The sequence below is a fragment of the Dyadobacter diqingensis genome (assembly GCF_024220585.1).
In the GTDB taxonomy this organism is placed as follows: Bacteria; Bacteroidota; Bacteroidia; order Cytophagales; family Spirosomataceae; genus Dyadobacter; species Dyadobacter diqingensis.
On record NZ_JAMXKF010000006.1, the window covers coordinates 68,169 to 92,340 of the forward strand.

General features: G+C 44.0%; 23 protein-coding genes. 7 read left to right on the top strand and 16 right to left on the bottom strand.

Features of this window, described 5'->3' with window-relative positions:
• Positions 1–3: 3 nt before the first annotated feature.
• From M1L62_RS17400 to M1L62_RS17410, 3 genes are read left to right on the top strand one after another with little or no spacing between them, the layout of a single operon-like run.
• A complete protein-coding gene (locus tag M1L62_RS17400; protein ID WP_254560890.1) occupies positions 4–876 on the top strand; it encodes a glycosyltransferase family 2 protein in 873 nt (290 codons plus the stop codon).
• A gap of 6 nt (positions 877–882) precedes the next feature.
• Positions 883–1,659, top strand: coding sequence for a glycosyltransferase family 2 protein (locus tag M1L62_RS17405; protein WP_254560891.1), 777 nt, complete (start codon positions 883–885; stop codon positions 1,657–1,659).
• Positions 1,660–1,672: 13 nt separating this feature from the next.
• A complete protein-coding gene (locus M1L62_RS17410) occupies positions 1,673–2,440 on the top strand; it encodes a glycosyltransferase (RefSeq protein WP_254560892.1) in 768 nt (255 codons plus the stop codon).
• Position 2,441: 1 nt separating this feature from the next.
• Here the strand turns inward: M1L62_RS17410 and M1L62_RS17415 are convergent, their stop codons facing one another.
• From M1L62_RS17415 to M1L62_RS17440, 6 genes are all read right to left on the bottom strand, one after another.
• Positions 2,442–3,623 (bottom strand): glycosyltransferase, encoded by a 1,182-nt coding sequence (locus M1L62_RS17415; protein ID WP_254560893.1) that lies wholly within the window; start codon positions 3,621–3,623, stop codon positions 2,442–2,444.
• Positions 3,624–3,649: 26 nt separating this feature from the next.
• On the bottom strand, positions 3,650–4,510 hold the full coding sequence (locus M1L62_RS17420) for a beta-1,6-N-acetylglucosaminyltransferase (RefSeq protein ID WP_254560894.1): 861 nt from the start codon (positions 4,508–4,510) through the stop codon (positions 3,650–3,652).
• Between the two features lie 43 nt (positions 4,511–4,553).
• Positions 4,554–6,059, bottom strand: coding sequence for an O-antigen ligase family protein (locus tag M1L62_RS29585; protein WP_254560895.1), 1,506 nt, complete (start codon positions 6,057–6,059; stop codon positions 4,554–4,556).
• Between the two features lie 162 nt (positions 6,060–6,221).
• The gene (locus M1L62_RS17430) at positions 6,222–7,400 is read right to left on the bottom strand and encodes a glycosyltransferase (protein WP_254560896.1); all 1,179 of its coding nucleotides are present in this window, start codon (positions 7,398–7,400) and stop codon (positions 6,222–6,224) included.
• Entirely contained in the window at positions 7,397–9,577 is a 2,181-nt protein-coding gene (locus M1L62_RS17435) for a GumC family protein (RefSeq protein ID WP_254560897.1), read from the bottom strand. Before M1L62_RS17435 ends, M1L62_RS17430 begins: the two co-directional genes overlap by 4 nt.
• Positions 9,574–10,239, bottom strand: coding sequence for a TolC family protein (locus M1L62_RS17440; RefSeq protein WP_254560898.1), 666 nt, complete (start codon positions 10,237–10,239; stop codon positions 9,574–9,576). Before M1L62_RS17440 ends, M1L62_RS17435 begins: the two co-directional genes overlap by 4 nt.
• A 113-nt stretch (positions 10,240–10,352) precedes the next feature.
• Between M1L62_RS17440 and M1L62_RS17445 the strand changes: the two genes are divergently transcribed.
• Positions 10,353–10,970 (top strand): acyltransferase, encoded by a 618-nt coding sequence (locus M1L62_RS17445; protein ID WP_254560899.1) that lies wholly within the window; start codon positions 10,353–10,355, stop codon positions 10,968–10,970.
• A 90-nt stretch (positions 10,971–11,060) separates the two neighbouring features.
• Here the strand turns inward: M1L62_RS17445 and M1L62_RS17450 are convergent, their stop codons facing one another.
• From M1L62_RS17450 to M1L62_RS17470, 5 genes are all read right to left on the bottom strand, one after another.
• Positions 11,061–12,281 (bottom strand): sugar transferase, encoded by a 1,221-nt coding sequence (locus M1L62_RS17450; RefSeq protein WP_254560900.1) that lies wholly within the window; start codon positions 12,279–12,281, stop codon positions 11,061–11,063.
• A 20-nt stretch (positions 12,282–12,301) separates the two neighbouring features.
• Positions 12,302–12,691, bottom strand: coding sequence for a response regulator transcription factor (locus tag M1L62_RS17455; RefSeq protein ID WP_254560901.1), 390 nt, complete (start codon positions 12,689–12,691; stop codon positions 12,302–12,304).
• A 326-nt stretch (positions 12,692–13,017) separates the two neighbouring features.
• Positions 13,018–13,503, bottom strand: a complete 486-nt coding sequence (locus M1L62_RS17460; RefSeq protein WP_254560902.1) for a TspO/MBR family protein — start codon at positions 13,501–13,503, stop codon at positions 13,018–13,020.
• Positions 13,504–13,551: 48 nt separating this feature from the next.
• The gene (locus M1L62_RS17465) at positions 13,552–14,139 is read right to left on the bottom strand and encodes a DUF4202 domain-containing protein (protein WP_254560903.1); all 588 of its coding nucleotides are present in this window, start codon (positions 14,137–14,139) and stop codon (positions 13,552–13,554) included.
• 154 nt (positions 14,140–14,293) lie between these two features.
• Positions 14,294–14,929 carry a pyridoxamine 5'-phosphate oxidase family protein gene (locus M1L62_RS17470; RefSeq protein WP_254560904.1) on the bottom strand — a complete coding sequence of 212 codons (636 nt, stop codon included), beginning with the start codon at positions 14,927–14,929 and terminating at the stop codon, positions 14,294–14,296.
• Between the two features lie 80 nt (positions 14,930–15,009).
• Here M1L62_RS17470 and M1L62_RS17475 point away from each other — a divergent pair, with 80 nt between their 5' ends.
• Entirely contained in the window at positions 15,010–16,488 is a 1,479-nt protein-coding gene (locus tag M1L62_RS17475; RefSeq protein WP_254560905.1) for an aminotransferase-like domain-containing protein, read from the top strand.
• A gap of 7 nt (positions 16,489–16,495) precedes the next feature.
• Here the strand turns inward: M1L62_RS17475 and M1L62_RS17480 are convergent, their stop codons facing one another.
• From M1L62_RS17480 to M1L62_RS17500, 5 genes are all read right to left on the bottom strand, one after another.
• Positions 16,496–17,635, bottom strand: coding sequence for a glycoside hydrolase family 5 protein (locus tag M1L62_RS17480; protein WP_254560906.1), 1,140 nt, complete (start codon positions 17,633–17,635; stop codon positions 16,496–16,498).
• Positions 17,636–17,756: 121 nt separating this feature from the next.
• A complete protein-coding gene (locus M1L62_RS17485) occupies positions 17,757–19,736 on the bottom strand; it encodes a M56 family metallopeptidase (protein ID WP_254560907.1) in 1,980 nt (659 codons plus the stop codon).
• Positions 19,737–19,773: 37 nt separating this feature from the next.
• Entirely contained in the window at positions 19,774–20,136 is a 363-nt protein-coding gene (locus M1L62_RS17490; RefSeq protein ID WP_254560908.1) for a BlaI/MecI/CopY family transcriptional regulator, read from the bottom strand.
• A gap of 229 nt (positions 20,137–20,365) precedes the next feature.
• Complete coding sequence (locus M1L62_RS17495) at positions 20,366–21,490, bottom strand: redoxin domain-containing protein (RefSeq protein ID WP_254560909.1); 1,125 nt, start codon at positions 21,488–21,490, stop codon at positions 20,366–20,368.
• A 100-nt stretch (positions 21,491–21,590) separates the two neighbouring features.
• Positions 21,591–21,827 carry a hypothetical protein gene (locus M1L62_RS17500; protein WP_254560910.1) on the bottom strand — a complete coding sequence of 79 codons (237 nt, stop codon included), beginning with the start codon at positions 21,825–21,827 and terminating at the stop codon, positions 21,591–21,593.
• A gap of 431 nt (positions 21,828–22,258) precedes the next feature.
• Here M1L62_RS17500 and M1L62_RS17505 point away from each other — a divergent pair, with 431 nt between their 5' ends.
• Entirely contained in the window at positions 22,259–22,867 is a 609-nt protein-coding gene (locus tag M1L62_RS17505; protein WP_254560911.1) for an RNA polymerase sigma factor, read from the top strand.
• Between the two features lie 138 nt (positions 22,868–23,005).
• The gene (locus tag M1L62_RS17510) at positions 23,006–24,070 is read left to right on the top strand and encodes a FecR family protein (RefSeq protein WP_254560912.1); all 1,065 of its coding nucleotides are present in this window, start codon (positions 23,006–23,008) and stop codon (positions 24,068–24,070) included.
• Positions 24,071–24,172: the final 102 nt, after the last annotated feature.

A 24,172-nucleotide genomic window follows, 5' to 3' on the forward strand; every position in this document is an offset into this window, starting at 1 on the left:
GACATGAGCTTATTTGGTTTGCCAAAATGGATTTTGCCCCATCTTTTTAAGAACAAAAAATTTCAGGATCTGACGATTCCCGAAATCGATCATCTTAAAACGGCCATCAGTCATTTCAAAGCCGAGCAACCGGACATATCGGTTGTGATCCCGGCGTGGAACGAAGAAAACAATATTTACAGGACGCTTTCGTCGCTGTCTGCGAGCAATACCAGGTACAAGGTTGAAATTGTGGTGGTTAACAACAACTCAACCGATGGGACGCAAAATGTGCTGGACACGCTTGGAGTCCGTAATTATTTGCAGACGGTGCAGGGAACTCCCTTCGCCCGGCAGATGGGCCTTGAACAGGCCCGTGGAAAATATCACCTTTGTGCAGATTCCGACACTTTTTACCCGCCCGACTGGATTGACCTGATGGTGGCTCCGATGGTGAAAGACTCAGGCATCACGGGTGTTTATGGAAATTACGCATTTATCCCTCCGGAAAATCAGGGTAGATTCGGACTTTGGCTATATGAGAAATTTGCCGGTGTGATGATTCAGATCCGGAAAAAGAACCGGGAATACCTCAATGTTTATGGGTTTAACATGGGTTTTGTCACGGAAATTGGCCGGACCACAGGAGGTTTTAAAGTGAGCGGTTCCAGGATTTATGCGAACATCGTGGGAAGTGATTATGAAAATGAAGCGGAAGACGGGCGCATGGCGCTAAACCTGAAAACAGCCGGTAAGCTCAAAATGGTAAGTGATTCCAAAGCCACTGTTTTTACTTCGCCACGCAGACTGCTTGACGACGGAAGTATTTTCAACGCGTTTTTGAATCGTGCCAAAAGGCAGATGAAAGGTATGCGCGACTATTTATCCTTGTTTTAAGCAATTATGAAGCATATATACCCCGACACGACGCTGCTCATCACGCACTATAACCGGAGTGAATCGCTGGAAAGGCTGTTAACTTCCTTCGAAAAGCTCAACTGTACCTTCGCTGGTATCGTAGTTTCCGACGACGGAAGCCGCCCTGAACATTTGTCAAAAGTTCAGGCACTGACCGGTCGTTTCAATTTTGAACTGGTAACAACGCCTGTCAACAAAGGATTAGGCAATAACATTAACAAAGGGCAGGACGCCGTGAAGTCGCCCTACACGCTTTATGTGCAGGAAGATTTTGAGCCCGCCGATATTTTTCCGGCACATTTTGAAGACGCCCTGACTTTTATGCGGGAGGATTCGAAATGGGACATCGTCAGGTTTTACGCCTACTTTACCTACCCCAATCTCAAACCGTTTAAAAAAGGTTTTTCCGAGATGGTTTACTCTTTCTGGGACATGAACCATTTAAAATTTTACTATTACAGCGACCACCCACATCTGCGCCGCAGTAATTTTTTTGAGAAATTCGGACGATATCCGGAAGGAATAAAAGGAGATCTTACTGAATACAAAATGGCAATCAGTTTCCTTCAAAACAAAGGAAAGGGCCTTTTTTATAATGAATTTACCAAATTATTTTATCAGAAAAACTCCTCCGACGAGCCCAGTACCATGGAGCGTCCGGATTGGCGGTTAAGTAAAAATCTGGCTGTGCAACTGATGCGTCAGGGATACCTGCGCTACCGCTGGCTGAAAAACACACTGGATCTGGCTTTTATGAAGTAATTGAGCATCAATCATGAGCAACACATATATTTTTAAGGAGGTCACCCTGCTGATTACGCATTATAACCGCAGCCAGTCTCTTGAACAACTCTTCCATTCGTTTAAGGATCTCCATTGCGAGTTTGAAGATGTGGTCGTTTCCGACGACGGGAGCAAACCGGAGCATGTGGATTACCTGATCCAGCTTCAAAAGAAATTTGATTTCAGGCTGATCACGACGCCGCAGAATAAAGGACTCGGCAACAACATCAATAAGGGGCAGGATGCAGTGAAAACGGCTTTTACACTTTACGTGCAGGAAGATTTTACGCCAACAGCCCTATTTCCGACAAGTTTTCAAAATGCGTTAAAACTGATCCATGACAAGCCTGAACTCGACATGGTCCGCTTTTATGCCTATTTTGAATATCCTTATCTAAAAAATCCTGATCACGGCTTTTATGAGATCGATTTTAAAGTATGGAAACCCGGATATCAGAAGTTTTATGTGTACAGCGACCACCCACATTTGCGCCGGACAAGCTTTTTCAAGAAGTTCGGGCGATATACTGAAGGCGTTAAGGGCGACGTAACGGAATACAGCATGATGATGTCCTTTCTGAAAAACAACGGAAAGGCGATGTTCTACAAGGATTTCACCGGTCTGTTTGTGCAGAAAAATTCAGAAGCTGAGCCAAGCACTATGAAACGCAACCTGTGGCGGGAAAGTGATAACTTTTTCCTCACCCAACTAAGACATTTATACCGGCATCTGAAATTTAATCTCGACTACCTGAAATAATTCAGATTTTGGCTCCCGCAATCGCTTTGTAAATCTCGCCCACACTATTTTCCCAGGTGTGCGAGCTTGCAAATGCCCTGCGGGCGTCAGCCTTCTCAGGAGAGTTTTCGGCCAGCGCTTTTTCAATCAGCTGCACATATTCTTCCTTGTTTTCTCCCAGATAAACGTGTTCCGCAAAAACGCTCATGGCGTCTGTTTTCGTTGCGACCGTGGGTTTGCCTACGGCAAGATATTCATCAATTTTCCGGGGATAATTGCCAATCGTTACCTCGTTCAAGAGCTGCGGGTTAAGACACACATCGAATGAATTGATATAAGCCGGGAGTTCGTCAAAATTCTTTGAGCCTGTAAAAACGACATTGTTCAGGTGATGCAATCCGCTTTGCTTAAACTCATGATCCTCCGGACCTACCAGCACAAGGCTCCATTCCGGCCGGGAAACGGCAATATGCCGCAGCAATTCCAGGTCGAGCCGAAGGCTTTGCAACGCACCTACGTACCCGATAATCGGTTTCCTGATCGGCTGAATATCCTCCGGCTGGGCCGCGTGAACACCATCCATGAAAATATCAAGATCACAGCCCTGTCCGACATAGTAGGATTGTTCGTTATACTTCCGGCAATAATCTGCCAGGTATGTAGAATTGGCAACACAAATATCACTTTTCGCAATCAACAACGGTTCCAACGACCTGCCGTGTTTTTTCCAGTAATCAACTGCCAGCATATAATCGCGCGAATAGTAAATCGATAACTTCGGATTCAGATAGTCTTTCAGATAAAAGCTCCTGAAAATATCGTTGTCGTTGAAATGGATATAATCACGGAATCCTAGCTGCTGCGCTGCACTTTCAATACTTTTGGCAAAAATCCGGTTGTTTCTTTTATTAAAAAAATCAAAAATACCGTTAGAACTGATCCAGTTAATGGATTCGATCATCTGGTCCGGATAGAGCACCCACAGGTTTTCATTGATCACTTCCAGACCATTTAGTTCTTTCCGGACAACTTTCTTTCTCTTGACAATTTTGGGGTCATTACCATTTTTCCACAAACTGATCCTGTCCAGGGGAGAATTGACATACAACACGCGGTGATTTTTACTGAATTCCAGTGCTATATTTTTGCAATTGCTTCCAATTTCCACATCCCAGGCCTGCTGTCCGGTAATGATAATATCCATAATCTTCTTTTATATAACGTGAGTAATTAACGACCGGACGGTTTAACCTGATCCTTTCGATCCAATGCATCCAGTATTTCAGGATATTTTAACATAGCAAATTTTCTTGCAAACAATGCCTCTGAAGCAAAGAGCTCCGACTCATTTTTTTCGGTAAAAATGTCCGGACTTGCCTTTCCCTGCCCCCATACAATATACCGCAAATTGTTATTAACCATTTTCTCCTTCCATTTCGAATTGAATAAAATAGTCTGAAAAATAATCTCATCCGGCGCCCAGGTCAGCTTGAAAAAACGCTGTACTTCGGGATGACTTTTCAAATAATCCAGAATGTATCTGACAGCCTCCGTTGGAATACTAAACCATTGGGACCTCCCGACTGCTACCAGCTTATCTGGCATTTTCCGCACAGGAGTCAGGCGGTTAAGCCATTTCTGCACATGGTATTTTCCCGGAAACGAATAGTTCGTCAGATGATATTCGGTTAGCCGCGGGATAGCCTCCTTCCATTCATTGGCGACGGAATAAAATTCCATGAAAAGCTGTCCTTTATTCGTTTCAAAAAACTGATGGATCTCTTCTGTCCTTTTTAGCGGGTAGTCGGCACCGCTCAGCAAATTGACATAACCGATCTTCAACCCCGAATCAACAATTTCCCGGAAACCATTTATCGTCGCCTGCACAATGCTGTATGCTCCCCATTGTACATCGACGCGGTTTTCCAGCAAATACACCTGCTGTTTCGCGGCCAAAAATGTAAAAGGCTCAATGGCTGTTTTTTTATCTATGTGAACAAAAAAATATGCGTCCTTATGCTGCAAACGATCAATAAGCCTGCCCAGTTGTTGCGGATCCGAATGAGCCAGTATCAAATGGGCAATTTTCATAACTCCTTATTTTTCGCTGTTTATTTTTAATGAATATTCCGATTTATTTAACCTGTTGACTTGCTTTGAGCAGATTATCGTCGATCCGTTTGGTCACATTGATCAAGGCCACCGCGAGATAAAAGTAAATGCTGGACGGAAATTGTACGAGTGCTTCCTGCGGATAGTTACCGATGTTATAGGCAAAAACAATCATCAGTACCGCCAGACAATAGGTCTTCAATTCCGGGTTTCTGATCGTGTAATAGTTATTGATTCCTTCACGCATGATAAAAAACATCAGGCAGCAGAATATCAGCAAACCTACCCAGCCCAGCTCAACCGCCACGCGGACATAACCACTGTCGGGCGGAAATTTGGCCAGATACGAATGCGGTGCAAAACGTTCTCCCCAGGTCCCGGTTGCACCCAGTCCCCCGCCTATCGGGTGCGCAAGAATATAGGGCTGAATTCGCTTCTGATTTTGCGCCCGAAGGTTAAAAGAATCATCATTGGAAGGCTGAAATGCCGTTTGAAAACGTACGATATTGGGATTGCTCGAAGGCGCGACGATCAGGAAAAGGATGAAAACGCCCGCGATTCCCGTAAAGATCAGAACCTTTGAACTAAATCTTAGAATCAAAAACAAGACCATCGTGGCAGGCAGCAGCACGTAAGCTCCTCGAGTCCCAGAAAATAACATCGCGGAAAAAAACAGGCCAATAAGACCAAAAAGCAAGACTTTTTTCCAAATCTGTTTCACGTAAGTCAGCAATGCAATACAGATAATGCTGCTTACCACCATGTTATAGGAAAACGCAACAGGATCGGACAAGATTGAAAATTTACGCCAGTGCCCGTTGATAAACAAGAGATTAGCAATGTTGGGATCGGAATGGAGCCAGCCGTCTTCGGCGTCCGAAAAACCGATGTATTCTTGTTTGTAACCGTAAAGTGCCGCGATAACTGCAAGGCCAAGCCATAAAAGCAGAACTCCTCTGATGGCGGCAACCGTTTTGATCTGGTACATGAAAACAAAATACATCAGCATCACAACGGCCACAGAGCGGATCGTATAAAGCCAGGCTAGCCGTGATTCCGCTGTCGGGTTTATGACTTCGAGAATGTTGAAGCCAATCCAGATCATGATCATCAAACTGATCGGGCCGCTGAAAACCTTCCAGTCCGGTTTGGTCTTTTGGTGTATGAAGAAGCCGAGTATGAGCAAAAACTGGATCCCGTCCATGACCGTACCCAGCGGAAAATTCAGCCCCAACCGCATGATGGCGAAGAGCAGATAAGCCATGATCATCAGAACGAAAATCCCGAACATCGGGAAGGCAATGATGCCGTACAATACCGCCGGAACGATCAGAGCACCCAGTATCAGCACACCGGCGATCATTCCCATATTGACGATCAGCCAGCCAAAAATCAAGGAAATTAAGAGTAAAACAGCAATACCTACCGGATTGTTTAGCTTTTCAACCCAAAACCACTGCTTTAACCTACCCCAAAAAGTGTCCCGGGCATTTTTGTCTTTCACAAAAATCTGAATGTCCTTCTCCACTTAAAAGAATAGAATTTTAAAGAAAAAAATGAATACACTGACAAATGCCAGCAACAATGCGGCCTGCCTCGTTTTTTTTTGAAGCGGAGACAAATGCTCATAACTCGCTTTGTCTTTTTTGACTGACTTTGCCGGATAAATTTTCATAATCTCAAACGTATTTTACTTCTGTTTCACTTCCTGTCCGTGCCGCGTTGCCACCGAAATCTGGTTGGCTTTTCTGGCTTTTAATAATGCCAGCACCTGAAAGGCGATAAACTTCGGAATGTTGACCAGCGAATTATAGATCCGCGGATCCGTTTTAGAACGCACCAGTGAAATGTAAAATCCGGCCACAAAAACCGTCATAGCGATGAACCAAAGCAAAGCCACCCATGGTGCCAGAATCAGGTTAATGACCAAAAACAGCCCCGATAACAACAGAAATATGAAAAGCGGCGGTCTTAAAAGTACCAGGCCGAACAAGATCTGGTTCCAGTTTAAACCGGTAACTCCCTTGAACAATATCTTAAACCCAAGCGCAAAATATTTGAACCAGGTATTGATCCAACGAGCCCTCTGATTGACCAACTGATCAGTTCCACTCGTTTTTTCGTCGTACACGACCGCATTTTCTGCAAAAGCAATTCTGTATTTTCTGCTGACAATGCCGTCCTGCAAAACTTTGTCGAACCCTGCGCCCGTAACATCCAGATGCCCGAGACATTCTTCGTACAAAGCGGTTGTGAACGCCATACCAGAGCCCGCCAGTGTAGCGGACGAACCGGCACCGAAAAGTATTTTACCGTCGTAAAAGTGGTAGTAGATATCCCGCGCAGCATCCAGACAGGCATAGGTACTATCCAGATTCTTCGCCTCACGAACACCCTGAACGGCCTGAAATCCACGGTTAAAATAGACGTTCAGCTCATTCAGGTATTCAGGATCGGTCAGATTATCGCTGTCGATAATGGTCAGATGTGAATGCGGCCTGATAAAATTCCGTATCGCATAAAAGTGCGACCTTGTATTACTCCCCAAAACTTTTTCAGGGCGTAGCAATGAAACCTTATCCGAATTGAAATGCAGATTTGTGATGTCACATTTATCAGCCACCACATAAATATGGTAATCGCTGTAATTCAGCTCCAATAAAGAGCTGACAACGGCAGGCAGCTGATGTGTTTGCTCATAGGCGGTTACGATAATCCCGTAGTCGGGGAGCTTTTCTAAGCCAGCCTTCTTATCGGAAATTCCGAATGTATTCCGTAATCCATAAATCAGCAGCAAAATCACGGGAAAAACCAGATTATACCCGATTAACCCCTGCACCGCTATCCATATGTATTCGATCACTATCATGCTTCTACCGGTTTACCAAGTTTGCCAGCCTGCTCGGGAATATCCTCGGTGTTTGTCAAAACCCATCCCGAAAACTTCTCACCCAAATTATCAAGATATTGTATTTTAGACAGATCATCGGCAGAAATAGCATGTCCGGCAGCAAAAACCGCCACCAGGCGATCCGAATAAGTTATCCACTCCTTGGCCTTGTTCATCGCGGCAAGGGAATCGGTCTCGATCAGGATTATATCAAACTGCGTTTTCAAGACCTGAATGCTATCGGCCAGCTGCCTTTCATCGGCCAGTTCCAGCAGTGAAATATCGCCCCCTCGGTTTCCCAAAATACTGATTTGTCCGGCCACCGCCTCTGGCAGGTTCTTCTTGTTGACGTAATTTTCAAAAAGACCCGCTTCCGGGTTCAGTTTGGAAATATCAGGCTGACCAAAATTCCCGTCGATGATCAGCACCGTTTTATTAATTTTCGAAAAAGCCCAGGCTAAGGCAACTACAAAAGAGGTTTTGCCAACACCGTCCGAAAGGCTGGTTATCGAAATAATTTTCGGATCATCAATTTCATTATCCAGTTCATAGCGGATCGACCGGACCAGATTTTTGTATGTTTTGATCGATTTGCCATCTGAAGCATTCATGCCCGAGAGGCTCAAATCCGACTCTTTCCCAAGCGCGTTCAGATAACCCAGCACCGGCTTGTTGGTAGCATTGGCCAGCTGCATCGGATAACGGATCGATTTGTCCAGAAAGAAAAGGATGAAGAAAACAAAAACACAAAAGGTAAGGCTGATAATACCGGAAAGGATCACGAGTACCATCTTTTTCGAAGCCTGAACCTCGCCAGGAATCGCCTTTTCAATCATGCGCAGATACACAGGAAAACTGAACTCCAGACTCGCTTCATTGTAACGCTGCAAAGCTTCGATATACTCTTTGCTGGCGATATCAATGCTGGTCTCGTATTCCTGAATTTTAGCTTCATTCGGTACCAGTCCGTCAAACTTTCTGTTCAGTCGGTTTAACTCTCCCTGTATAGATTCCACACTGTTTTTCGCCAGTTCCAGTGAAATCTCCATACTCATTTTTTGTGTAACCAGGTCTTGTTTCAATGCCATCGGGTTGTAGGCATACTTGTCGGCAGCGGAGGATATCTGTTCCGTCAGCTTGCCTTTCAGAGAGTCCAGGCTCAGTTTTACCTTTGGATCAAAATTGCTCTGAATGTACCTTTCGTTCAGCGATTTAAGGTTGATCTTACTGGAAACAATGCTCTGGTTAATCTCAGTAAGTGCGCTTTCAAAATACTTTCTGTCGGACGGATTGAACTTGTTATCAATATTTCTGATGGCCGCACCGTAAGCAATGATATCCTTTTGCGCGATTTCTCTTCGCGTTTCAAAATCAGCCATCTGTCCATAAATACTCTTGGCCTGCTCGTTCAGGTTTAACACCCGGTTTTGGATCTTGAAATTCCGCAAAGTGTTCATTCGCTCGTTGAGTGCCAGCAGTTTCTGCTGCATAAAACTTTGCAGGAAATCAATCGTCTTTTTATTGTTATCGACTACACGTGACGAGTTCTGCGCGATAAATTCCTGCGCCAGTGTATTAATCACATAAGCGGTAAAGTCCGGATTTTCGGCTTCGTACTGAATGTCAATGTAATCACTGCTTCCTGTCCGGTAAACAGTCAGTTTCTCTCTCAGCGAACCTGCATCATAGTGCATGTTCTCGATAATCTTGTTCAGATAACTTTCGTAAGGTTTCCAGACAAAAAGCTCTTCTCTCGCCTTGTATTTTTGCGTAATCAGCGCGATCGCTTTTGCACGTTCTCCCTTGCTCATATTCTGTAACTCCTTTACAGGTTCACGCCAGGTCGAATCTTTTGTACCTTTTAAATCGTTCAATATCAATCGGTAAGAAACCTGATCCAATGTTCTTTTCAGCAACATCATCTGGATAAGGCTTTCAAATTTTCGGGCAATCTGCGAATCCTGCTCTTCTTTGGCTTTCGTCACCACCTGATCCGTTTTATCCACCAATCCCGTGGCAATACGCCCACGCGACTCAAAAGAATCCGGAAGTTTTTTGACAAGGAAATAACAAACAATAACCGTGATCAACGGGACCACGATAAGGGTGATTTTATTTCTTTGAAGTAATCTTAAAAATTGCAAAAATTCGGTCATTTTATATCTTCCAGTTTTTGTCCCAATAATTCTTCCAAATTACTCTTCGCGTTCAAAACATCCCCTTCGGCATTAATAATATTCTGAGAATGATCGGATTGAAGTATCAGTGCTTTATTATAGTTATCCAGGCTTTCCTCACCCTTTTCAAAACGGTGTTTTATGTTTGTCAACATGCTCTCCACATCCAGTATCGCGGCTGATCGCAGGCGCAGCACCGCCACTTTCTGGATATAGGTAAAATATCTTTTCTTTACTTCCGCTTCCATGCTCAGATCGTAAGCCTCCTTATCGTGCAAAGCAGCCGCATACTCCCCTTTTGCCTGCTTGATAAAACTTGGTTTTTGAAGCAGCAAACCCACATTGGCAAAAAAGCCAAACTGGTACCCGCCCAAAAAACTCGGAGAAGAAGTCGTGTTATTGTTGTTCGGACTATATAAATAACCTACCGAGAAAATATCGAAATAAGATAATTTTGCTTTTTTGATTCCATGTTCCGCAATGCCCACCCGGTCTTCATACATCTTCACCCGCGGATAGTTTTTCTTGCATATCGTAATTAATTTGTCCAGATAATCGTACGAAATATCTTTTGCCAAAGACTCCTGTGCCCGGGTCGTATGAATTGTAAAAAAAAGAACCAAAAACACTGCGTATCTCATCTGCATTAATTTTTGAAAAAAAATAAATTATTAAAAACTATTTTTGCTTTTAGTGAAGAGAATATCTGTCTTAAAAAAATACCAATCTCAACGTCCGTAAATAAACCCGTTCTATGTCTTTCTCAGAAAAAATCAAGAGTAGTCCCAAGCTTAAAAAGTTCATTCATTGGTTGTTAATCCCTACGAACCAGGCCCGTCCACGTCTTTGGGTCAAATTATTCCTGAATCCTTTCTATCACAAAAAAGGAAAAGGGGTGATCATACGCCGCTGGGTGAGAATGGATGTAGTTCCGTTCAATCCTTTTTCAATCGGAAACAACTCCGTGATCGAAGATTTCAGCACCGTTAATAATGGCGTGGGAGAAGTTCAGATTGGCGAAAATTCTCTGGTTGGACTGGGAAATGTTATTATCGGACCGGTTAAAATTGGCAATAATGTTATTCTTGCCCAGCATATCGTGGCAAGCGGACTTAATCATAACTACACCGATATTCACCAGCCGATTCACAAACAAGGCGTTACGGTTGCCCCGATCGTTATCGAAGATGACTGCTGGATTGGAGCCAACGCTGTTATAACTGCCGGCGTTACCATCGGCAAACATTCCGTTGTTGCCGCGGGAGCTGTTGTGACCAAAAATATACCGCCCTATTCCGTTGCTGTTGGAAATCCGTCGCGTGTTATCAAAACCTATGACGAAGTGCAAAAAGAATGGATTAAAACCTCTTGACATAACTGCTTTTGTAAAGTTGATGTTATTCAATTTGACAGGTTCTTTTATACCGTTAGCCGTTCCGGTTTCAGCAGCCAGGAACGGTGATCAAACATTTTCTGACTGAAACAATGCCGGAAACGTTTTCAGGATTATTTCCAGATCCATACGGAAGGAAAAGTTTTTAGCATAAGTGATGTCCAGCTCCGTGCGCTCTTCCTCAGACATATCCGATTTACCTTTACCACGTTTGGTAACCTGCCATAAGCCTGTAAGTCCGGCCGGGCCTGCAAAACGCAGAATGTTATGGTCCGTCGTCAGTTTTTCGGCTTCATAAAGAGGTAGTGGCCGGTTTCCCACCAACGACATATCTCCTTTCAGAATGTTGATCAGCTGTGGTAATTCGTCAAGACTCGTGTTGCGAAGAAAATTACCAACCCGCGTTATCCTTGGGTCATTTTGAAATTTCATGAACGCAGCTTTCTGCTCTTTTTGTGCCTGATGTACCTTTTCGCAAATTTCCTTGCCGTCTAAAAACAGACGTCGGTTGCAAAAACCGCCGCTTTGGCACTCCTCGCAGAGATTTGCCATTTCCGCTTTTACTTCGGCCTGGGGCGTTTTGGCGTTGTACATATTGAATGCAGCCATCTTCTTGATCATCTGGTCAGCATCCGTCCGCATGGTTCTGAACTTATAGAGGTCGAATATCTTGTAGCCCGCTCCCACCCTTTTTGATTTATAGAAGACAGGTCCTTTCGAGTCAAAACGTATCAACAGCGCTACCAGAATAAAAACCGGCGACAACAAGATCACCGCCGATCCCGTGAGTATCACATCGATCGCCCGTTTCCAGAAAGGCGTATGATTTTTTTCCGATTCAATCTTTTCAGAAGCTTTCCGGGCTACGTACCATTGTCTTTTGGTAAAATAGTGAAGTCTTGTCAGCAGGTCACCATCTGCAAAATCCGTCGCATAAATGTCATCGGCTTTTTTTATCCTGGCATTTTTCACCACCGCAGGATTAAGGCTATCCACCAGTACGATAAACGGGATATTTCCAAAACCGGCGTTATTTCGCACGGTATCGAGCAATTCCCAGGCGCCACTCTTCACGTGCGCAAGAATTGCGTCTGCGGGGAAATAATCCTGCAAGGCTTTCAGAAGTTGTTCCTTGTCTTCAAAATATTCAATTTGCAAATAGCTTCCGTAGTTAGCAGAAAACCAAAGATACTGTTCGAAATCCTTGGTTAGGTAAGCAATTCGGTATTGCGCAGAAGGCGGCACCTTGGTATCTACGGTTACGCCCTCAGACTGATTTGTCCATTCCATCGTGCTTGCGGTTTACGGGATCAGGAATATCTCTTGCTGCGTCTCAATATCGCATTGATTTTCGCATGCACTTCCACTGGGTTGAAGGGCTTTACCATAAAATCGTCTGCACCTAAATTAAGACATTGTATACGCTCGCTGCTTTCGTCCGAGCCTGATAGTATAATGACAGGAATATCTGCGAATAGATTACTGGCTCTGGTGATTTTAAGGAACTCCTTGCCATTGAGATTCGGCATCTGAAGGTCGGCAATGATCAGGTCGCATTCGTTTCCTTCTTCAAGCCATAACATTCCCTCTGCACCGTCATTCTTGACAAATACATTAAAGTCCTTTTTAAGAAAATGCTCAAGTATTTTACAAATACTTGGCTCATCGTCCATTACCAATAGATTTTTTCGTGGGTTCATATGTTGAGTAAACTAAGATATACTGTGTTAAAATTTAAAAATGAGTGTATAGTCCTTAGCATGACCTACAATAAATTTCCAACGCATTGTTTTACAACTTATCGCATAATTCACTGACGCGCAAACCCGGAAAAAATAAGAATAATTATATTCCCTAAATTTTCATCCCAAGCCCGAACAACCTCATTCATCAATTGATTTGTAACAATATCTGGATTTTTACTGTCGAATAAGTTGTCAAGTAAAATTACGAACAATGTCTACAATCACCAAAATATACAGATATTATTTTAAATTGTGGAGAAAAACCAGTTTTTTATGAAGCCTTAGAGATTATTCTGGTTTAGCAAATAATATGCCCCATTGAGCACAGTAGCGAAGCTTACCCAAAGCAAATAAGGAATATTCATGTAAGAAGCGGCCGGCTTTAACTTATAGAAATACAATAACATAAGCACAATATTCAGCCATAGTAGAAATATTTCTATAAGCGCAAATCCCATGTTTTTGTAGTAGAAAAATAGGAAACTCCAGCAAAAATTCAATAGTAGCTGGATATAATAAATTACCATGGCTTTTGTCCGGGTACTGCTTGCGGGAAGTCGCCAGATCAGGAAAATCGACAATCCCATCAGGATGTATAAAGTCGTCCAAACCGGGCCGAAAACCCAGTTTGGAGGATTAAATGATGGCTGATTTAATGTGGCGTACCAGCCAGGAATTGCTTTGGAAGTGAAAAATCCGGCAATAGCCCCAACAGCCAAAGGCGGAACGATACAAATTGTAAATTTTAAGACCGAGTTACTATTCATTTTAAAGGGCGATTGAGAAAATGGCTTTGCTTTCCGGTCCATCCAAAATCAGGAATCCGGGTTCAGCGCTTTCTGCAATAATTCCGTGCCAGCTTCGCTGTATTGCATCGCCAGGGCTGCGTTCTGGCCCGGATCGCTCATTTTCCCCCAGGTTTTACGAAGGATATCAATCATTTTTTCTTCGCTCAGCTTTTCGATCAGGTCATCGAACTGGAATTCCAGAAAAACCAGGCAGAGCGCATTTTCTATGGTTTGCACATCTTCATCCAGCTTGATGCGCTGTTTAAGGATAATCTCCCTTACTCTCTTGATTTCTGTTTCATCATAACCCACTTCGGCAAGTATTTCGGCTGCTTTCTGGGCATGGAATTTCCCCAGATCGCTGCGCCATTTGAGATACCCCACACGTCCGTCCGGATATGATTTTCGGGCAATCTCCCACCTGCCGATATGCTGGCTTCTTGAAGCCAGCAAGAGACTTTCAGGCGCATGCGGTTCCAGTTTTTTAACCCAGTCGTGCAGCTTTAAGGCGTAGAAATATTCAGAGGGATATTCTTTCCCCTCCCAGACAATTTTCTCAGGTGACTGTTGATTGTAGGCATCAAAAAGGGAAAATGCCTGGTCTAATTTGCTCATGGTGGATTTGTATTCTGTTTTACAATAATGCAAATAAAGAATAAATCCGCTAGTATTTTTTGATTTTGGAATGCATATCAACCAAAACAATACAGGTCTACCACCGGAGACAAAATCCCGGACGATAAACCTGCATCCTTCATGCTGACGATTCTTACAAATGCTGCAAATGCGTAGGCAAGGGGATATTTTCACTTCGCGGATCAGCGATCGGTGTCAATCTCTTATTGGACAGCGGGATAAGCCCGGACCAAATCGGCAGTTCAAGATCTTCTTCCTCATCCAGCGGCATCCCGGAACGCATTTTGGCCGAGGCTTGATCAAGGCTGAACGCCAGCGCGGTCGTTTTTTTTACCTCATTATTTTTAACGGGACGAAGATATTCCCAGCTATCCGGTACTATTTTATTGGTAAGCCATTCGAATGACTCGATCTTTTTATCGATGTCCTCAATGATCTCAGCTTTCGAAAAAATAACGACCGACCGGTAATTGACGGAATGACTAAATGCTGATTTTGCAACGACCAGGTCATCGACCAGCATCACGGTGATACAAACCGGAATCCCTTTTTCAATTTGTCGGATAAAATGACTCCCGACAGAACCGTGGATGTATATTTTGTCTTCATACCGGACGAATGAGGTTGGAATAGAAAACGGCTGATTATCGACCGAATAACTGATCGTACAAAAAAGAGCTTCGTCCAGGATCGGATAGATCGATTCGGCATCGAAGTGCGCGCGTTTCGCAGAGCGGCTTGGAATAAGATGTGGAAGTGCTGTTGCCATAGATTTGTTTTTTTACAAAATTGTTTCTTTATTGGACTGGCACAATCATCCAATTTTAACAAAATCAGTAGTCCAATCACATGCAACCGCTCTCATCCCTATTGCGCATTGACAAATCCGATCGTCAGCCTGTCTATCTGCAAATCGCCAATCAGTTGACGGACCTGATCAGGACAGGAATTATGCAGTCGGGATACCAGCTGCTGAGCAGCCGGCAACTTGCCGAAGCCATGGACATTCACCGAAAAACCGTCGTACGTGCTTACGACGAGCTTTTGGCGCAAGGCTGGCTGGAAAGCCGCGCGGGCAGCGGCACCTATGTAGCCACACATTTTCCGGAAATAAAACCGCAGCCGATCAGCAACGGCGGAAAAGAAATACCCAATACGAAAAAAATCGCCGGTTTTTCCTTTGAAGATAAACCCTATCTGCGCCGTGCGGTGTTAAAGAGCATGACTTCGCTTCGGCTCGACGATGGCTTTCCCGATCCGCGCCTGGCACCTCTCGAAGAACTTTCAAGAGCTTACCGGACGCAGTTGCTGACAGGAAATTCTTATGTAAAACTTGGCTACGGCGATACATTCGGTGCGCAATGGCTCCGCCAGGAATTATCGGCATACCTTAATGAAACGCGCGCGTTGAAAACTTTGCCGGAAAATGTGCTGATAACACGCGGCACGGTGATGGGCCTTCATCTGGCGTGCACCGGTCTGCTCAAAAAAGGGGACAATGTGGCTTTGGGCGAGCTTAGCTGGTCAAGTGCGCGTATGAATTTTATCCAGGCCGGTGCAAACATTTTTGATATACCCTCCGACGAATATGGAATCAAGGTGGATGCCATCGAAGCCATATGCCAAAAACAGCCGCTGCGTTTGCTGTATGTAACGTCGCACCACCACTACCCTACCACCGTGGCTTTACGTGCCGACCGGAGATTGCAACTGCTTGCACTTTCGGAAAAATATGGATTCATTATTTTTGAAGACGACTATGACTACGATTTTCACTACCTGAGTAAACCGCTGCTCCCGCTAGCCGGCGCTGACCGGGCCGGGATGTTGCTCTATTGTGGTTCCTTTACGAAAACAATTTCCCCTGCTTTCCGGGTGGGTTATCTGGTCGGATCCGAGAATGTGATCAACCATCTCGCGCAAATACGCAGAATTATTGATCGACAGGGTGACAATATGCTTGAAAACGCCATGGCGGAGCTTTTGCAAAATGGTATTATTCAGCGGCATTTACGAAAGTCGTTACGAACGTATCGGCAGCGCCGCGATTTTTTTTGTGACCTGTTAAAATCAGAATTAGGTAATTATCTGGATTTTCAGATTCCTGATGGCGGCATGGCCGTCTGGACACGTTTCGATCCAAAAATTGATCTTGGCACTCTTTCGCAAAAAGCACATCAAAAAGATTTGTACTTTTCCGATGGTGCCGATAGCAACACCCTGTCGCCGAAACTCAACAGCACGAGACTCGGGTTCGCTTCGTCGACGCAGGACGAGCTTGAACAAAGCGTTGGCATTATCAAAAAATTGTTGGAACAAAGTAGCTAAAACAATCTCAATATTTCAGCATCAGGTTTAATAACTTCCTGTCCAGTTTATGCCCGTGAAAATCTTCATAAGCTACATCACTTCTCCGGGAATCCAGTACGCCAAAATCTCCGGCAAACTCCCATAGCGAAAAGCCAATGCCGTTGGAGGATAAAATATCCAGCACGTCGCCGAACCAGGCTATAAACACGTCATGCGGTGTTTTGTTCCAGCAGCCGCATTCCCCGCAATGCACACCCACGCCCTGCCCGACCAGATCGATCCAGGGTTTATAATATTTTTCGAGCATGGCGCGGCTTAAATATTGCTCGCCCACCTGTCCCGGCCATTTTGGCTCTGGCAAATGTTCCGGATCTTTATTGGCCCAGGGCGCTTTGTAATGCGAAATAATGCCCGGATGATAACCACGACAGCTTTGCCCGATATCGAGATCTGTAATTTCAGGAATGACACTGGAACCTACATCATTGCCGTCTGCAATAATCAAATGATTTGCATTTTCCCTGCGAATCGCCTGCGAAGCCGCGACGGCCAGTTTCCTGTACACATCACCCGGAACAGAGCTACGTTTGGAAAGCTGGTCGTTCATGTCCGCCCGCAAACTGGGCTCATTGAGCAAGTCAAAACTGATCAGCTTAGACGAAACATTTTTATACCTTTTTGCCCACATATTCCAGTGAAAACAAAATGCATCCAGCGCCTCCTGATCGGTCCATAAGTTGTAGGGTTCATTGAAACCCGCATTCACACAATATCCCGGCGCCCGATGCAAATTAAGGCTTACATGCATTTTATACTTATGTGCAATTTCCACCAGCCGATCGATTCGGTCAACCGCCGCTTCATCGATCTGATAAACCTCTTTCGGAGTTATATTTTTGCTCCGGTCAAATTTCAGGTATGAGGGATAAGCCATGGGCAGCCTGATAAAGTCGAAACCCCAGTCACTCATCCATTTAATTTGTTCCTCCTCAGTTTTCTTTCTCGCTGACGCCGGATCCGGAGAAAAGAAATCCAGAAGGTTAAACCCTTTCCACTTTGGCAGCTTGTTTTTTACCGCCGGTGCTTTCAGGTCAAAAATTTCCGGGCTCGTCAAACCGACGGAGGCCAACATTCCCGTGCTTTTGATAAAGGTTCTTCTGTGCATAAGGATCAGTTCTGAATCCTTATTAAAACATCCATTTTCAGAATTTTACTCTTGAACAAATAAAAACCACAAGACCGGCCCGTTTTCGACCGATCTTGTGGTTATGCGCATTGGATAAATATTACTTTGTAATGCTGATACCTGTGCGTCCATTTACGTTAAAAACGGTTTCCCAGCCCGGACCTTTCACATATTTGGACTTCATTTTCTGATGTAATGCGTCCGGCTGTTTCACACCATTCACGATAAGTTCGTCGTTGTTCAGCTTGTATGAATAACCTGCTTTGTCTTTTAGAGCGCCTTCCTTAATCAAATCGTTGGTAAGCTCGGTCTGCATTTTCTCAAAAATCACTCTCGACTTTTCCGCTTCTTTTCGGGATACTTCTGCTTTCTCTCGTTCCTCTCCGGCAACCTTCCTCTGTTCGTCTGCCTTTAAACGATGCACCTCTGCAACACCTCTCTGTTTTTCAGCTTCTGCTCTTAACTTTTCAGCCCCTTCCCGAATCACATCCGCCTGTTTCCTCACATCCTCTGCCACCATTCGCGTCTGATTCGCCTGCTCACGCATTTTGCTTGCTTCCGCACGCAGTTTATCCGCTTCTAGTCTATGCCCCTCCGCTTGTTTTCTCATGACATCAGCCTCGGCTCTGGCTTTTTCAGCGTGGCCTCTTGCGATCTCCGCATTTTCCCTTGCCACTTTTACCTCCTGCATAATTTCGTCAATATCTGCGTGATAGCTCGAAATCTTATCTTCTGCAATTTTCTGCCCGTCAACTCTCAAAGAAGTAATTTTCCCGTCGACACTCTCAATTTCATAACGTTTATTGTTTTTTGTAGTCTCAATATTGCTGACATTGCCATTCGTCTGAATCCGCTCATAAACACCAGGCACCGTATCGCGCAGAGTCGGTTCCTGCATATTCACAACCGGTTCTTTTGAAGGTTTAACGGGCTCAGCAGGCGGTATAGCAGGCCACGAAACCTGGTCAACCATAGGTTTGGGAGTAATCAGTTTATGCTCCGTTACCTCGGATGGCTCAGGTTTTTCATTGGGCGAGAAAGCAGCAGTCAGCAGTGTAGCCGCGATTAAACTGGTTGTTACAAATAATTTTTCCATGGCGTTTAAAGATTTATTGTTTTTGTAAATGATTCGCTTGATCCGGTCCAAAAGGAAGTTTCTCTTGCCGGGAAATGCCATTGCATATGAATTTTCCAGAAGGCTATATTCCTGAAATGAAACCAGCGCCTGTACAAAGGAGGTGTCATTTTTCATGACAGAAATAGCGATGTCGTCGCAGCAATGCTCGCGTTCTTCACGGATCAACGCCGATATCCAGATCACGGCCGGGTTGAAAAAGAAAATATTCTCACCAAAACTCTGGATCAGATTAACAAGATAATCCTTTCTCCTGATATGTGCCAGTTCATGAAGTAAAATGGCTTCAACCTGGTTGGCCGGGAGATTCGTGAGCATTCCCGCAGGAATAAAAATGATCGGTTTCAGAATGCCAACGACCATCGGGACCGTCACAATGCCGGATTGAAATAAGGACACCGGCTGTCTGATGCCAAGGGTTTCGGCAAGTTGAATAACCTTTACTTTCCACGCAAAATCAGCTTCCTGTTTGTGATGATGTTTTAACTGGTGAATGTAGAAAAGCCCCGCTCCTGCTTTCATGGTTTTCAGCGCAAATATGACAAGCCAAATGGCGACAATGACGGCCGCATTTTGGCTGAAAAAATGGTCAAGTACTGAAAGCGAATGGTCAACCGGGTTAGAAAAGGTCGCGTTTTGTCCGGTTATCAATACATCTGTGTCAGCTGTATTGATCGCTGAAGTGTTATCAGCAACGAAAAGTGAGGTCCGGCTTGGGCTACTGAATAGTGTAAAAAAGGTAAAACCGCTGGCCAGAGTGAAAAAGAGCAGCGACAAAGCTAAAAGATTGTAACGCAGCGCCGGACGAGATTTACGCGTTGAGACGAGGATAACACCGGCCAGAATGGCTAACAGCAAACCCTGCCACAACGAATGTAATAAGGTCCTGCAAACAGTCTGTATCAGTTTTTGAATAAAAGGATGGTTCAAATGATCAAAATTCATGGCTAATAAATTTTAGGAATGTGAACAGATGGGGTTTCTAATCGAGCTTGTTCAGGAAGTCTTTGATCTCCTTCAGGTCGCTTTCAGAGGTGCCTTTATTTCCAAAAAGCTGCATCACCAGACTGGATGCAGAACCTTTGTACATGGTATCCACGAAACGTTTCAAAAGCAGATTCTTCGTTTTGCTTTCTTCTTCCGCCGGGCTGTAAATGTGTTTCATGCTACGCTCGTCTCTTTTCACAATCCCCTTTTCCGCCATGATCTGCATCAGCTTCAGGGTCGACGAATATTGTACTGCACGCTTTTCTTCATTGAGCTTGTCATTGACAAACCGCACCGTCGACGGACCGTGCTGCCAAAGCACTTGCAGTATCTCCAATTCTGATTTTGTAGGCTCCATATTTTTAATTTTCAATAACAACGGATCAAAGGTAGGAAATATTTCGTACGAAAAAATATTTAGGAATTTTATTTGCAAAAATATCATTTTCACTAAAACATATTTACCTGATCATCAAAGAGAAGTGTCGTAAAAACAGATGGCGTGACCTGTTGAAGAATATCCTCCAACAAGCCACGCCAACGCGGTATATTCAGGCGACTTGACCTAAATCTTTGTAAAATCGGTTCTAATAAAACCGGCCTACGTATTTGTTTTCAACGATAACCTTTTTCATTTGCTTGGGATCGATTGGTCCTTGCTGCGAATAAACAATTTTTCCACCCGGCTCCACAAGAATCGTGTAGGGCAATGCCCCCTGCCATTTCGGGTCTATGGCCTCAATAAGTTTGTATTTGTCTTCGATATGGAAAATGTAATTTTTGTTCGAAGCACGTTTGCCCTGTAAAAATTTCAGGGCTTTTTCCTTTTTATCCGGCGTATCCGCACTCACCGAAATAAACTCAAAATCGCGGTTGCGGTACATGTGATACATCTGCATGAAATCGGGGAATTCGGTCACGCAGGGTCCACACCAGGTCGCCCACACGTTAATCAGGCGGAGTTTATCGGACTTATTTGCGATCAGTTCCTTTAATCCCGCTTCGTCAATCGTTTCAAGCGAAACAGGTTCCTTTGCCCAAGAAGTTTCCTCATCCTGCACGTTGTGTTCTTTGGTAGCCCATTTCATCGAGCAGCCAAAAGTCTTGGTGGTGGCAACGGTCACCGGTTTGTTGGTGACCAGCTCCTGAATCGCGTTGTATGCATCTCTGTTTTTCGGAGTTCCCGTTGGTTTTTCCACATCGTCAATCCGGCCCGTATAGCGTAGTTTTCTTTCTTTGTCAAAAATAAAAATGTGCGGCGTAGCCACCGGGCCGTAGGCCAATGCCGTCGCCTGGTTATCGCCATCATACAAATACGGAAAGTTGTAACTTTTATCCTTTGCACGCAGTTTCATTTCCTCGTACGTGTCACTCATGTCGGTATAGCCAAGTTCGTCAAGCCGGATTGCCTTCGGATCGTTGGAAGAAATCGCTATAACCGCAACTTTTTTATCCTTGAATTCGGAAGCCAGCGCCTTGATCCTGTCTTCATAAGCCTGAGCTGTGGGACAATGGTTGCAGGTGAAAACAATGGCCAACACAGCTGCATCGGAAAAGTTTTTGAGGGAATAATTTTTCCCGTCAGTATTCTTTAAATTAAAATCCGGAGCAGCTGAGCCAATGGCCAGCGTTGCAGGTGGCTGGGCGGAAAAAGAATAGACGGATGACAGCAATAGAATAATGACCGCCTGAACTGATAATCGTATACGCATAACGCTAAGATTTAGTGAATATCCAATGACAACAAACACTTAAATTTAAAAGTATTTATCGATATTATTATATTTATTAAATCTTAGCGCAATAGGGAAACTATCTTATTACCAATTCCAGCTCCGTTTCCTTGAAAGGCTGGGTTACCGTCGCTGTATTTTCGTTAACCCAGGTACACCAGACTTTCCCATTGTACTGCCTGTGCACATAATCTCCGCCTTTCTTTCCAGCGAGCACTTCCACTACCTCCTCGGTCTGATACTCCTCGATCTGCATCAACTGCACACTCCCTTTCTTCCTGACCCAATCTTCCTTTATAAATTTAGGCACAAACATATTGAAACTGATTTTAAAGGTTTAGACTCCATTATCAACCTTCTTGTACAGTTCTCAAACGTTGAAATGATGATTTTTCTTTTATCTCTCACCGGTATCATTAAAATCATACCAGAGATTCCTTCTAAGCGGATTGCTGCCACCCATTTTGCCGATATTCTTTAAATCCTATTTCCTGTCATAAAATTTAAGTTTATCCCGTATCGGAAAAACGAACCGGCGGCAATTAACCGGCTTTAACACTGAAACTCTAAGTTGAGAATCAACACACTGATAATCAACAACTATCACTCATTCTCAAACTAACCGGAATGGCTAATCTTTATTAAAAAAACTAAATAATAAGTATATAAAATTTGTAGATTAAATAGATTACCTATTTTTGTGTCATAATTACATTTATTAACCCGGACATCATCTTAAAAAGCAAATTGAGGAATTCTCAACACATATTGTACCCACAGGAGCTCGATTCCGCACTTTGGCGTCAGTTCAAATCGGGTGACCCGGATGCGTTGGGAGAACTCACTCAGCTGCATTACCGGGCCCTGTACAATTATGGATCCAAATTTACCAGGGATCCCGAGTTTATCCGCGACTGTATTCAGGAGCTGTTTCTTGACTTATGGGAAAAACGGGATGCCATATCGGACACCGACTTTGTAAAATCATATTTGTTCAAATCCCTTCGCCACAAAATATTCAAGGAAAACATTCGGCTGAAACGTTTTCAGCAACCGGAAGAACTTTCTTTCGATTCGGATGAATACACGCTTTCCATTGAATCGATCATCATAGAAAACGATCATCATCAACAACAGATTATACAGCTGAACCAGATTATCTCCAATCTCACCAACCGCCAGCGGGAGATTATCTACCTCCGTTTTTACCAGGGACTCGACTACGAGGAAATAACCGAAGTAATGGGTCTTGGCCGCCAAAGTACTGCCAATCTGCTCTACCGCACCTTGAAAGAAATCAAAGAAAATTGGGGAATTGTCGGGTTCATCCTTCTCGAAGCATTATTTCTCCGTTAATTATCGACTGATAATAAGCACATTAAAAAATAACCAAAAAAAATTTCAGCTTTTTTGGTTATGAATTCTGCTATCGCGGATATACATACACAAAGGACCTTAACCGATAAACTATACAGATTTTATATACTTGAATACATGAGTGATTTCAGCCAGTATACCACCGAAGATTTTCTTGAAAACGATTCATTCCGATGTTGGGTACTCTCGCCTACTCCTGAACTGGATCTTTTCTGGAACGACGTTATCGCACAAAATCCGGAAAAGGCAGCCTCAATAAAAAAAGCAAAACTCATGCTGACCACTATGGAGCTTAGATTTAAAGAGACAGTGCCCGAAGAGTTTATGCAGCAGGACATCCGAAACATCGTGCAGCGTGCTACAAAGGTTGTGAGCCCGATACCTGCGGAGCCGGCGGTCAGGTCACTTTCTTTTAACTGGTTGAAAATTGCTGCTTCTGTTCTGCTTTTTGTGGGCGCAGGCTGGTGGTTTTTGCAGCGGGATCGTACCGAGAAGTTTGTCGTGCGAAAAAATGATACCAACGCAGCCATGACAATACTTTTGGAAGACAGCAGCGTGGTTATCCTGCAAAAAGGCAGCAGTCTCAGTTATCAGGCACATTTTACAGCAAACAAAAGAGAAGTGAAATTACAGGGAGAGGCATTTTTCGAGATCAGTAAAAATCCGGACAAGCCATTTCTGGTCTATGCCAATGAAACGGTCACCAAGGTCTGGGGAACAAGCTTTACAATCCGGGCCTTTGAAAACGATAATACGGTGCAGGTGGCTGTAAAAACCGGAAAAGTTTCTGTTTACTCATTGAACAACCCTGAAAATCCAGCCATTAAAAAATCGGAGACCGGAGAAGTTTATCTACTCCCAAACCAGCAGGTTACGTTTAACAGAACTGAGCAAAAACTGAGCAAAACAGTATCAAAAAATTCGGTCGAAGCACAACAGACAGCTAAAACGGAGCTTGTTTATGAAGACACCCCGGTGAGTGAAATCCTGCAAAACCTTGAAGAAAACTACGGTATTGATATCATTTTTGATCAAAAATTACTCTCAGGCTGCCTGCTCAACACACAGTTTAAGGAAGAATATCTCAACCAGAAGCTACTGGCCATTTGCAAGGCCATCGGCGCAACTTATGAAATAACAAACGGTAAAATCACCATCACCTCCAAAGGCTGTGACGCATGACCCATCGCCAACATAATCCCGTCACCATGATCCGATAAAACAATATACAACAAAAAAAGTCAATGGTGATTGCGGCACCACTGACTTTATAAATCCCGAAAG